This is a genomic window from Yersinia artesiana, assembly GCF_902726545.1.
Lineage (GTDB): Bacteria > Pseudomonadota > Gammaproteobacteria > Enterobacterales > Enterobacteriaceae > Yersinia > Yersinia artesiana.
In genome coordinates, this window is record NZ_CACVAD010000003.1 from 42,101 (window position 1) to 54,198 (window position 12,098).

Here is a 12,098-nt window from a genome sequence, read left to right on the forward strand (position 1 = left end):
CGGTCTTTTTTACCGTTATACTGTGGTTGAAATAAGGAAGTAGGATAAATGATATGCGGGTAATACTGGCACCGATGGAAGGGGTATTAGACTCACTGGTGCGCGAGCTTCTTAGTGAAGTCAATGATTACGACCTTTGTATCACCGAGTTCTTACGGGTGGTCGACCAACTATTGCCTACAAAATCATTCTACCGCCTCTGCCCTGAACTTCATCATCAGAGCCGAACCTCATCTGGCACTTTGGTGCGTATCCAATTGTTAGGCCAATATCCGCAATGGCTGGCGGAAAACGCCGCTCGCGCGGTTGAATTGGGATCTTACGGTGTGGATTTAAACTGCGGCTGCCCCTCTAAATTGGTGAACGGCAGTGGCGGCGGGGCCACATTGTTAAAAGATCCAGAGCTGATTTATCGGGGCGCGAAAGCAATGCGTGAAGCTGTACCGGCCCATCTGCCCGTAACGGTAAAGATTCGTTTAGGTTGGGATTCGGGTGATCGCCAGTTTGAAATTGCTGATGCGGTGCAACAAGCAGGCGCAACGGAATTAGCGGTACATGGCCGCACCAAAGAAGATGGTTATCAAGCGGAACGCATTAACTGGCAGGCAATAGGTGAAATTCGCCAGCGCCTGACCATACCTGTGATTGCCAATGGCGAAATTTGGGATTACCAGAGTGCGCAAGAGTGTATGAAAGTCACGGGCTGTGATGCTGTGATGTTAGGTCGCGGCGCACTGAATGTGCCTAATTTGAGCCGTGTGGTGAAGTATAACGACCCGCGTATGCCCTGGCCGGAAGTGGTCAAACTGCTGCAAAAGTATGTGCAATTAGAAAAGCAGGGCGACACAGGGTTATACCATGTTGCCCGTATCAAACAGTGGTTAGGTTATTTACGCAAAGAATATGCAGAAGCCACGGATCTATTCAGCGAAATCCGCGCATTAAAAACCTCAAAAGAGATTGCATTGGCTATTACTCGTATTCGAGTATAGGTATGACTAAATACCGTTGCCTATAAACAAGCTAAAGGTATTGGCAACGGCATATTTTCCTTGTGAATTTATTGTTTTTTATCCTGCATCTGTTTAAGGACTTTACCGAAGCTGATCGTTTTCCTACCCACTTTTTTCATTCCTTCTTCCGGAAGATAACTGAATTTCACGTAAAGTAGCTTACCCTCCGCCTTTTCCTGATATTTTAGCTTTTGAATAACGTCATACATTTCTTTGATATCTACAGGGATACCTGCGGCATCAGTTACCACCGAGCCAGGTAGAAATATTGATATTTGTTCAACCGATTTACTCAACAAATCATGTAGTGGAAATAAGCCAGTAAATCGCTGTCGTGGCACATAATTGGTAATACCCATATAAATATCCGGTAGTTCTTTAATATGATTTTCAATGCCGCGGGTCTGGTTTTTAATCAGAAATTCTGAAACTTCAATGGGGGTGCCGATTAATACTAATGGCTTGATAGCATTTCCTTTTTCGGCAAAGAGATACTCATTGTTGCTATCCTTTACGGCCTTTTGTAGTTCACCGCGATCAACAATCAGGCTGTAATATTTTCCCTCTTTTACAATAGGGGCAGGCTCGCGCCATAGAGCAATTTCATTGGCTGATGTAGCCCCCATTCCTACCGTAGAACATATAAATAATATAGATGTATTAACTAAGATTTTCATCAATAAGATCCTTCTCATTATGACCATTTTATGCAAATGATTAGTTATAAAATAATATTTACATCTCACTTTTATCCGCTTACTTTCTCTTTCGACTGATAAACTTCGCAATGCCCAATAGGAAAACTGCACCAACAAAAATCAGCAAAGCATCCACCCAAAATGTCAGCGATGCCAGATTTTCATCATGAATGTCAGCTAAGCCAGCTGCGATTAAAAATACGCCGAAAAGAATACCAAAAATTGTCGTTCCCATATAACCACCTGTTAATCTGGGTTATCTAAATATTTCTGTTGGCATTATAGACTAATATTTAAGTAGGCTGTATTTACTTGCGTAAATGTTTACCTCTGAGCAGCGATTAGGCAGTTTTAATCTTTGTAACAATCATTTTAAGAATGTGTGGTGCGCAGGGCATTACTGTAATTTATAATGCGCCAGATCAACCACAATGGCTCCAGACAACCTATTTAAGCTGATGAACATGCATGTGAAAATCCGTTTTGCACTATTAAGTTTCTTGCTTTTATCTACCAGTATCAGTGTTGTTCCTGCCGCGATAGCGAGTGGTGGAGCCAGTGAAGTTAAAGGTAAAGCCCCGCTTGAGTTAGCATCAGGAAGCGCAATGGTGGTTGATTTACAAACGAATAAAGTGATTTATGCCAATAACGCAGATGAGGTTGTACCGATCGCATCCATCACCAAACTAATGACAGCCATGGTGGTATTAGATGCTAAATTACCGCTTGATGAGATTATTTCAGTCGATATCCATCAAACCAAAGAAATGAAAGGCGTATTTTCACGGGTTAGAGTGAACAGTGAAATTAGCCGCAAAGATATGTTGTTGCTGGCGCTTATGTCATCGGAAAACCGTGCCGCAGCAAGTCTGGCTCATCATTATCCCGGCGGTTATAACGCCTTTATTAAGGCGATGAATGCAAAAGCTAAATCGCTAGGAATGACCAAAACGCGCTATGTCGAACCCACCGGTCTCTCGATTAATAATGTTTCGACGGCGCGCGACCTGACTAAATTATTGATAGCGACCAAGCAATATCCACTTATTGGTCAGCTAAGCACTACAACCGAGAAAATGGCAACATTCCGTGAGCCAAATTACACATTGCCTTTTCGTAATACTAACCATTTGGTTTATAACGATAAATGGAATATCCAGCTAACAAAAACCGGCTTTACCAATCAGGCGGGACACTGTTTGGCAATGCGCACCGTTATTGGTAATCGCCCTGTTGCATTGGTTGTTTTGGATGCTTTTGGTAAATATACCCATTTTGCAGATGCAAACCGCCTGCGTAGTTGGATAGAGACGGGTAAGGCTGCACCCATCCCCGGTGCTGCAAAAAGCTATCGTCAGCAAAAAGATGCTCAAGGCCGCTTAGCTCAGGTATCCGAATAAATACAGCAATTGGCAATTGAGAGGCAGAGTTTGCATGCAACGGGCAAATTCTGCCTGTGGTATTTGATAAATGGCGCTTATATTACTGATAAAATTAGAAAATTAGTTTAAATACGCCGGTAATAGTCAGTAATCCTACAATAAAAATGATTGCAATAATCCACAGTATTATTTTCATTCGTTCTCCCAGTCTCAAGATGAAAAAATAACGTTTGCCAGTCATACCAACCTTAGTTGGTATGAGATTATGACTATAGTTTGTCTGGCAGATTTCATGCGGTATGTTGTAGGAATTCGGATAATGCTTAATTCATTTTGATGCATACAACATTCGTTTCCAGAAAGTTATTTGGTCTGCCAATATTTAAACTTCGATGTTTTGCCAATCCCTGGGTTAAAACTGTTGGTTGGATCTATCTGCTGATAAAACGCTTTCAATGCAGGCTTAGCAATATAGAGGTGGCCGACATTATGTTCGGCTGGATATTCCGCCCCTTTATCATTCAGAAGAACCAACATTTTTTGTTTTAAAGCGTGCGTATCGACCCCTTTCTTTACAATATAATCTTGATGAAAGACATGGCACAAAAAGTGGCCATAATAGAGTTTGGCGACCAGAGATTGATCTATTTCAGGCGGTAGAGTTTCAAACCACTGCTCCTCATTACGTGGCAGAGCAATATCCAGCGCTAGAATATCTTCAACTTTATCGGCATGCACGGCGTGATAACGAACGGCTGCACCGGCCGCAGCAAAACGATGCAAAAAAGCTTTTTTGCCTTCATCGGCAGTACAGGTAATAAAGTTACCTTCCGCAGTAACAAAAAATTCCTTTAAAAATTGCTGAGCTTCAGTAATTCCTTCTCCTGACATTTTCAACAGCAAGTGATGCTCATATTTATTACGATAACTCTTAAGTCGCTTTGGTAAATGGTTGGGAAGTACCTGGCTAAAACCTTGCATGATCCGATCAGTTAAATGGTCGACCAGGAAAGGAACTTTATTCAGGCGTGCATCAATTTTGCCTTTTAAGGTGAAGAAACGCGGCATATTATTGGTACCCATGCTGTTGATCATGACAAATGTATCTTTGCCATACACCTCTGCAATATCAAAAATGTCACGATGCATGTATTCACCAGCAATAGGTAAATGTTTGAAGTCACGTAAAATAGCACGCCGTAGTTCTGTTAATACTTGAGTCTGGTTGGTGCCGATATAAAAAACTTGCTGCTGTTTTTCACTGGGGAATGTATCCAGGCGAACAGCAAACACAGCCAATTTACCCGCGCATCCAGACGCTTCAAATAGGCGTCTTGGGTCAGCATTAAAACGGGATGGGGTGGGCGCATCAATATCTCTCACGCGCGTAGCATATTCGTGATCAGATGCTTGTTGTGTCCCTTGATCAATATCGCTGGCCTGATACTTACCTTGTTCTAAACGTTGTAAAATCTCCTCTGGTGTATTACCTAAATTAATTCCTAGATGATTAATTAATTGCAACTCACCTTGTGCATCAATTTGCGCAAATAGTGCCATTTCCGTGTAAGCAGGGCCTCTTTGAACCAATGAGCCACCTGAGTTATTACAAATGCCACCGATAACTGAAGCACCGATGCAGGAAGAACCAATGACTGAATGGGGTTCGCGGTCATAGGGTTTCAAACGTTTTTCCAGTTGATTCAATGTGCTACCGGGAAAGCCAATAATCTGCTTACCATCATTGAGTAACTGAATTTGATTGAGGCGCAATGTATTCAATATAACAACAGGGCGGTCGTAATCATCTCCACTAGGCGTCGATCCCTCTGTCAGCCCGGTATTCGCTGCTTGCATGATAACGATAGTGTCGGCCGCCACGCAGGCTTGTAATAACTGCCATTGCTGCAACAAGGTAGAAGGAAATACGACAGCGAGGGCAGAACCAGCCCCTGAGCGGAAACCCGTACGGTAGCGTTCAGTTTGGCGTTCACCAGTCAACAAGTAGCGAGCGCCGACAATATGTTGCAACCGAGCTAACAGAGTTTGAATTTTTTTATCAGTAGATTGATTCATGCCAGCATATCCCTATTATTTTATTAATTTTGTGAAACTTCCCATGTCATTAGCGCTTATATTGTTATTGGCATTTGTGCTGCTCGCGGCTTAGCATAGCTAATGCTGGGGGTTAGTTTGATGAGTACCACAATAATAATTTTTGACCATCAGACTATGAAGTATAGGATCGGATTGGATTATGGCACGGATTAATAAGGCATTTTATGAGTGAGCATTTTGTTGGTAAATATGAGGTTGAGTTGAAGTTCCAGGTATCGGATATCGTGCAATTGCATAAACAGTTAGCCATGCATGAAGCAATCGCATTTACCGTCGATAATCATGAGAAAGATATCTATCTGGAAGCGAATAGCGGCGATTTAGCTGCTAAGCAAATAAGTATGGTTTTACGAGAGATGAATCCATCGGGTATTCGTTTGTGGATAGTTAAAGGGCCGGGCACAGAACGTTGCGAAGCAACCAATATTGAAGATATCGATAAAGTACAGAGTATGTTGTCAACATTAGGCTATCAGCCTGCGTTTACATTGGAGAAACGACGCAGCATCTATTTTGTTGGAAAATTTCATGTGACGGTTGATAACCTGGCAGGATTGGGTGATTTTGCTGAAATAGCTATTATGACTGATGATGTCACAGCTCTTGACAATCTCAAGGCTGAGTGCCGAGATTTAGCTGATAGATTAGGATTATTGGCAGAACAACAAGAAAGTCGATCATACCGACAGCTATTTGGTTTCTAACGAGTATACGAAGAACCCTCATGATGTCATATTGGCCGTTCCAGATGTCACGGCCAGATAGCTCTATTTTTTCATCAAAGACTTTAAGTTAGCGAATGGATTGTGGGTGGCAACCCCCTGATCATTCTGTGCATCATCGCCAGCAATCACTGTCGAACCATAGAGATCTGCTTCGGTATATTTGGAGTGTTCATGGTCATGGCAAAAAAGGCATAACATCTCCCAATTGCTGCCATCTTCGGGGTTATTACTGTGATCATGGTCGATATGGTGAACTGTCAGTTCGCGCAAGTTGGAATAAACGAATTCACGTGAACATTTGCCGCAAACCCACGGATAAATCTTCAACGCTTTTTCCCTATATCCACTTTCCAAACGCGCGTAGTTCTTCGGTATATATGCCATATCAGCCTTCAATTCTGTGAGAAATAATAGTTCTATTTTAGCGTGAAAGCAGGCGGCAGACTATCTACGATTGACTATTAATCTTTAGGTCATACTCCCTCATTAGAGCCAGTCTCTACAGGAAGATATTGAATCAATTATAAAAATATGTGTCTAGATATTCATGTTGATACTGAGAGTTTTTGAGACTTTTGCTGATGATTTAAAGGGATAAGCCGTTTTACACTATCACTCTGTTTTTATGTTTACATTATTCAGTATAGAGTTATTAGCATAAGATTATGCGTATCTCGCTAATAGACTTATTTTACGACAGGCAATACAGCGTATTTAGCCTGAAATCCTTTGCCGATTCAGTTGAGGCGATATGAAAGAATCTGAGGTACTGGCCGAAGTCAGTAATGAAAACCAGACATTAGTAGCCGTGGTGCAACAAGACCAGCGGGTAGTGTATTTCTATATTTATCCACAAGAGGCGTTTGAAGAAAGTTTCCCTGTTCGCGCTTGTTGGGTGAGAAATCTGGTCGCAGCGCCAATATCGGCTGATAATATTGCCCTTGAACAAGGATTAGCGCCGCGATTAGCTGCCGAGTTTTGCCGTAATGTAGCCGGTGAGGCCGAACTTGATGCGCAGTTTATTTCAATTATCTGGTCAGAAAGTGATGATGGCGCAGCATTATGGTATCAGGGGCAATTACTGGCGATTATTCCCGGTTGGAGTTTATATATTGATCACTCCGTTTGTTATTCTGCCAGCTGTATTAAAGACAACCCACTAACATTACCGCTGGGTTCAGCTTCCACCAATACTCAATATGCTCGCGCTCAAAATACACGCCAATTTTGGCGAACCTGGCAACAGGAAGAAGGGAATCCATGGCCTGGGCTACAGGCTGAATATATTCAGTGCTATGAACAACATTTCGGCCCTGCGGTGAAATATTATGCCATCGATCAAGGCAAGTGGCCGCCGATGGCTATCTCACAGCACGAAAAAGAGGGAATATATTATTTTCTGACGCTAGGTGTCAGTATTCGCCCTCAGCCATGGGTTGAAATATTATTCAACGACGATGCGACTAAATACCGGCGTTTCGAAATGGCTATAGCGATTGATAGCCAATTTGTTAATGAGGATAATGCTATTCATATGGCAAGCGCACTGGCTGGTTTTGCTCATGTGCCTTGGGGCAAAATAACCTGGTTGGGGGAAGGGCATACACTAGAGTCAGAAGTCGCACCTCAAGGGTATGAAGGCTATATTTTATCATCCAAGCTTTATGATAATGCCGATAGCTTAATATTACCCTTTCAGCAAGATGACTCGGTTAATCTATATTGGGCCAGTCCGGTTTTTGCCAGTGAAAGAGAATTCGCTCATAGCATCTCGAATGGTGGTCATGATTTACTGAAAAAACTGCAACAACAGGGAGTTAACCATATTTTTTCACCACGTGAATCTGTTATTTAATTTCATCTGAATATGGCGGATTTGATTTGCAGATTTTGTTATTCGGGTCTTAACTTAACAATGACGATAGCAGTTTGAGGTTGTAATGTTAAGTTTGTAAGTGAGTGAGATAAGCAAATCTGCTATCAGTGATTTTTAATGTTATGGAGGTGCTTATGGGCATACTATCTTGGATTATTTTTGGTCTTATCGCCGGTATTTTGGCTAAGTGGATTATGCCAGGAGAGGATGGCGGTGGTTTTATTATGACTATAATCCTCGGCGTAGTGGGTGCGCTGGTTGGTGGCTATATCAGCACTTTCTTTGGGATGGGCAAGGTTGATGGATTTAACATTGGTAGCTTTGTGGTGGCGGTTATCGGCTCGCTGGTTGTGCTATTTGTCTACCGAAAGTTGAGAAGCTAGCAGCTATTTAAATGTTTTTGCAGTAATTTTAAATATTATTTGTTGATAACACTAGCATTAATCAAGAAATTCAGACTCAAAAATATAGGAAAGGTGGCTAAGTTTTGTCACCTTTCTCTCATAAAACTATCATCAATATGCAATAGAAATGTTCGTTAATGGCTCATGACTACAGGTAATCTGAGAGACATGACATGGGCCAGGCGTTACGTAAATTCACTGTAGCGGATTATCCAGCTACAGTGTCAGAATCGCGTAAAAAGGTACTTGCTGTTAAAGGCTTAGTTAAGGCGTATAAGTCACAGCATCGCGTTCTGGATGATATTAATTTTGAGCTTCACGCGGGTGAGTTTGTCGCAATAATTGGCCGTTCAGGTGCTGGTAAATCGACATTGTTGCATATTTTAAATGGTACTATTCCCAGCAGTGCTGGTGAAATAATTAATTATCATGATAATGGCGAGACACAGAATATTGCTACCCTGACAGCCAAGCAGATGCGAAAATGGCGAGCCAAATGTGGCATGATTTTTCAAGATTTTTGTTTGGTTCCGCGCCTCGATGTCATGACTAATGTTTTATTAGGTCGCCTCAGTTACACCTCCACACTAAAATCATTTTTTAAAATTTTTGCAGATCAAGATCGCGCCAGAGCAATCGAGTTGTTGCAATGGCTTAATATGCTGCCATATGCCTTGCAACGTGCAGAAAACCTCTCGGGTGGACAAATGCAGCGGGTGGCTATTTGCCGGGCGATGATGCAAAACCCCAAAATATTATTAGCTGACGAACCCGTCGCGTCTTTAGACCCCAAGAATACCACGCGCATTATGAATACATTACAGAAAATAAGTGAAGACGATATTGCAGTCGTCGTTAACTTACACTCTGTCGATTTAGTAAAAGAGTATTGTACGAGAGTCATTGGCATTGCTCATGGACGAATTATTTTTGACGGCCACCCCTCTATGCTGAATGACACCATTATTCAGGATATATATAGCGACGAATCAACTGAACTTTTGCATTAATTCCCACTTATCCCATTATCAGAATAGGTTATTTTAATGAAAAAAGTATTTTGTCTTACCTCATTATTGGCAAGTATGATGGTATTTAATGCCACAGCAGCGGATGCACCAAAAGAAATTAATCTGGGTATTCTGGGCGGACAGAATGCAACACAGCAGATTGGCGATAATATGTGTGTCAAAGAATTCTTGGATAAAGAATTAAACGTTAAAACCAATTTGCACAATGCTTCTGACTATTCAGGGGTGATTCAAGGCTTACTTGGTGGGAAGATTGACCTGGTATTAAGTATGTCTCCGTCCTCTTTTGCTTCTGTTTATATCAAAGATCCTAAAGCCGTCGATATAGTGGGTATTGCTATTGATGATACGGACAAGTCGCGCGGTTATCACTCAGTTGTAGTCGTCAAGGCCGATAGCCCTTATCAGAAAATTGAAGATTTAAAGGGCAAAGCATTTGGTTTCGCTGATCCAGACTCAACTTCAGGTTTCTTGATCCCTAATCAAATCTTTAAACAGAAATTAGGCGGAACAGCAGATAACAAATATAACAATTTCTTCTCTAGCGTGACATTCTCTGGCGGCCATGAGCAGGATATTCTGGGTGTTATTAACGGTCAATTTGACGGTGCAGTAACATGGGCATCAATGATAGGTGACTACAATACCGGCTATACCAGCGGCGCATTCACCCGCATGATTAGGATGGATCACCCAGATTTAATGAAGCAGATCCGTATCATCTGGGAATCTCCACTTATTCCTAATGGCCCGATTTTAGTCCGTGGTGCATTGCCTCCTGAATTTAAAGCACAACTCGTGGCTGCGGTTAAAAAACTGGATAAAGAAGATCACGCCTGCTTTATCAAAGCAATGGGCGGTAAACAGCATATTGGTGAAACATCACTTAGCGAGTATCAAACAATTATTGATATGAAGCGTGAATTAACCAAAGGCGACCGTTAAGTCGGCTCTGCGGATATAAATTTATTAGCTCTGGCTTTGCCGGAGCTAATGCTTTTAGGTGGTAGCTAATTTTGAATACAGATTTTAACCATTACTATCAGCGGGTTAGCGTTAAACAGAAACGTGAAACATTGATTTGGTCATTGGCACTGGTCATTATCTATCTTGGTGCGGGAAGCATTGCTGAGTTTAATTTACATACTATTTTTATTTCTATTCCGCACTTTTTTGATTATCTGGTTGAAACTGTCCCCGTACTCCATTGGCATAAACTATTCGCGGATGGTCATACGGAAGGCTCGTTGGCCTATTGGGGCTATCGTCTGCCGATTCAGTTACCGCTAATCTGGGAAACTCTGCAATTGGCAGTAGCTTCGACAATTTTATCGGTAATGGTTGCCATTATTTTTGCTTTCTTGGCGGCGAATAATACTCAAAGCCCCTCATGGCTGAGATTATCTATCCGGACTTTTGTCGCTTTTTTACGCACGATGCCAGAATTAGCATGGGCAGTGATGTTTGTCATGGCTTTTGGAATTGGGGCGATTCCCGGTTTTTTGGCGCTGGCCTTACACACTATTGGCAGCTTAACCAAATTGTTTTACGAATCATTAGAAACCGCATCGGATAAACCTGTTCGTGGCCTCGCTGCTTGTGGGGCCGGTAAATTACAGAGAATGCGTTTTGCACTTTGGCCGCAAGTAAAACCCATATTTCTTTCCTATAGCTTTATGCGGCTGGAAATTAATTTTCGTCAATCGACTATTTTAGGATTGGTGGGCGCGGGGGGAATCGGTCAGGAGTTGATGACCTCAATCAAACTGGATCGTTATGATCAGGTGAGTATGACACTATTGCTGATTATTATTGTGGTTTCACTGTTGGATTACACATCTGGTAAATTACGCAAGCGAGTTGTAGAAGGAGTTTCATAATGCTGACAGGCCATTTGAGCACAGGGCAACTAGCAACACTGAAACAGCAGCATCCGCAGATTTTCTTACAGCAAAAACGCTATATCAGATGGGTTACTATCATTGGGGTAGCTATTTTTTTATATTACCTTTTTTTCTTCAAAACCTTTGGTATTCCCTGGCAGGCATTTGTTAATGGTAGCCAGCAAATAAGTCGATATTTTTTGCGTATGTTTGTTTGGCATGATTTTGTTAATTGGCCATTTAGATATTATTTTGGTCAGATTTTTATTACCTTAGCCATTGTTTTTTCAGGGACGCTTACTGCCACACTGATTGCTTTACCCCTGTCATTCCTGGCGGCGCGGAATGTGATGTCGACACCAGGTTTACGCCTTATTTCATTTGTCGTGCGCCGTTTTCTGGATATTTTCCGTGGCATTGATATGGCGATCTGGGGGCTGATTTTTGTGCGTGCTGTGGGTATGGGGCCACTTGCTGGGGTGCTGGCGATTATTATGCAAGATATGGGGTTGCTCGGTAAACTTTATGCGGAAGGGCATGAGGCGGTTGATAAATCGCCTAATCGTGGTTTAACTGCGATGGGAGCCAATGCCTTGCAAAAACAGCGTTTTGGTATTTTCACTCAGTCTTTCCCCACTTTTTTAGCTTTAAGTCTTTACCAAATTGAATCTAATACCCGTTCGGCTGCAGTATTAGGTTTTGTCGGGGCGGGAGGGATCGGCTTAGTTTATGCTGAGAACATGCGCTTGTGGAATTGGGATGTCGTGATGTTTATTACATTAATCATGGTGGTTATTGTTATGATTATGGATAAAGTCTCAGCCACTTTGCGGAAGAAGTATATTGTTGGTGAGGAAATTGCACTTTATCAGCCAACCAATAATATTAAATCTAAAGTTTGATATCTATTCTAAGAATTAAGGTAAGTGTTTATTTATCTCTTACCTTAATTTGTTTTTTTATTGGGA

At 41.9% G+C, this 12,098-nt stretch carries 14 protein-coding genes; 9 read left to right on the plus strand and 5 right to left on the minus strand.

What is annotated here, in order from left to right; translation table 11 throughout:
* Positions 1-53: 53 nt before the first annotated feature.
* Positions 54-992: a tRNA dihydrouridine(16) synthase DusC gene (gene dusC, locus HU019_RS01515; protein ID WP_174848353.1), complete on the plus strand. Its 939-nt coding sequence runs from the start codon at positions 54-56 to the stop codon at positions 990-992.
* A gap of 68 nt (positions 993-1,060) precedes the next feature.
* On the opposite strand, the gene HU019_RS01520 is transcribed toward dusC, so the two are convergent.
* Together HU019_RS01520 and HU019_RS01525 are read right to left on the minus strand one after the other, a co-directional pair.
* Complete coding sequence (locus HU019_RS01520) at positions 1,061-1,690, minus strand: hypothetical protein (RefSeq protein WP_174848354.1); 630 nt, start codon at positions 1,688-1,690, stop codon at positions 1,061-1,063.
* A 79-nt stretch (positions 1,691-1,769) separates the two neighbouring features.
* The gene (locus HU019_RS01525; protein WP_174848355.1) at positions 1,770-1,946 is read right to left on the minus strand and encodes a hypothetical protein; all 177 of its coding nucleotides are present in this window, start codon (positions 1,944-1,946) and stop codon (positions 1,770-1,772) included.
* A gap of 229 nt (positions 1,947-2,175) precedes the next feature.
* On the opposite strand from HU019_RS01525, the gene pbpG reads away from it, so the two are divergent.
* On the plus strand, positions 2,176-3,111 hold the full coding sequence (gene pbpG / locus HU019_RS01530) for a D-alanyl-D-alanine endopeptidase (protein WP_174848407.1): 936 nt from the start codon (positions 2,176-2,178) through the stop codon (positions 3,109-3,111).
* 94 nt (positions 3,112-3,205) lie between these two features.
* On the opposite strand, the gene HU019_RS20570 is transcribed toward pbpG, so the two are convergent.
* Together HU019_RS20570 and dld are read right to left on the minus strand one after the other, a co-directional pair.
* A complete protein-coding gene (locus HU019_RS20570) occupies positions 3,206-3,334 on the minus strand; it encodes a small membrane protein YohP (RefSeq protein WP_456243191.1) in 129 nt (42 codons plus the stop codon).
* 122 nt (positions 3,335-3,456) lie between these two features.
* On the minus strand, positions 3,457-5,169 hold the full coding sequence (gene dld, locus HU019_RS01535) for a D-lactate dehydrogenase (protein ID WP_174848356.1): 1,713 nt from the start codon (positions 5,167-5,169) through the stop codon (positions 3,457-3,459).
* A gap of 206 nt (positions 5,170-5,375) precedes the next feature.
* Here dld and cyaB point away from each other — a divergent pair, with 206 nt between their 5' ends.
* On the plus strand, positions 5,376-5,915 hold the full coding sequence (gene cyaB, locus HU019_RS01540) for a class IV adenylate cyclase (protein ID WP_174848357.1): 540 nt from the start codon (positions 5,376-5,378) through the stop codon (positions 5,913-5,915).
* A 63-nt stretch (positions 5,916-5,978) separates the two neighbouring features.
* On the opposite strand, the gene yajD is transcribed toward cyaB, so the two are convergent.
* On the minus strand, positions 5,979-6,320 hold the full coding sequence (gene yajD / locus HU019_RS01545) for an HNH nuclease YajD (RefSeq protein WP_025377708.1): 342 nt from the start codon (positions 6,318-6,320) through the stop codon (positions 5,979-5,981).
* Positions 6,321-6,687: 367 nt separating this feature from the next.
* Here yajD and HU019_RS01550 point away from each other — a divergent pair, with 367 nt between their 5' ends.
* The 6 genes from HU019_RS01550 (at position 6,688) to phnE (HU019_RS01575) (ending at position 12,032) form a co-directional block, all read left to right on the plus strand.
* Positions 6,688-7,791 (plus strand): suppressor of fused domain protein, encoded by a 1,104-nt coding sequence (locus tag HU019_RS01550; RefSeq protein ID WP_174848358.1) that lies wholly within the window; start codon positions 6,688-6,690, stop codon positions 7,789-7,791.
* A gap of 155 nt (positions 7,792-7,946) precedes the next feature.
* Positions 7,947-8,195, plus strand: a complete 249-nt coding sequence (locus HU019_RS01555) for a GlsB/YeaQ/YmgE family stress response membrane protein (protein WP_004709035.1) — start codon at positions 7,947-7,949, stop codon at positions 8,193-8,195.
* 194 nt (positions 8,196-8,389) lie between these two features.
* Positions 8,390-9,226: a phosphonate ABC transporter ATP-binding protein gene (gene phnC / locus HU019_RS01560; protein ID WP_174848359.1), complete on the plus strand. Its 837-nt coding sequence runs from the start codon at positions 8,390-8,392 to the stop codon at positions 9,224-9,226.
* A 36-nt stretch (positions 9,227-9,262) separates the two neighbouring features.
* The gene (gene phnD / locus HU019_RS01565; protein ID WP_174848360.1) at positions 9,263-10,192 is read left to right on the plus strand and encodes a phosphonate ABC transporter substrate-binding protein; all 930 of its coding nucleotides are present in this window, start codon (positions 9,263-9,265) and stop codon (positions 10,190-10,192) included.
* 71 nt (positions 10,193-10,263) lie between these two features.
* Positions 10,264-11,127 carry a phosphonate ABC transporter, permease protein PhnE gene (gene phnE, locus HU019_RS01570; RefSeq protein WP_174848361.1) on the plus strand — a complete coding sequence of 288 codons (864 nt, stop codon included), beginning with the start codon at positions 10,264-10,266 and terminating at the stop codon, positions 11,125-11,127.
* Complete coding sequence (phnE, locus tag HU019_RS01575; RefSeq protein WP_174848362.1) at positions 11,127-12,032, plus strand: phosphonate ABC transporter, permease protein PhnE; 906 nt, start codon at positions 11,127-11,129, stop codon at positions 12,030-12,032. Before phnE (HU019_RS01570) ends, phnE (HU019_RS01575) begins: the two co-directional genes overlap by 1 nt.
* Positions 12,033-12,098: the final 66 nt, after the last annotated feature.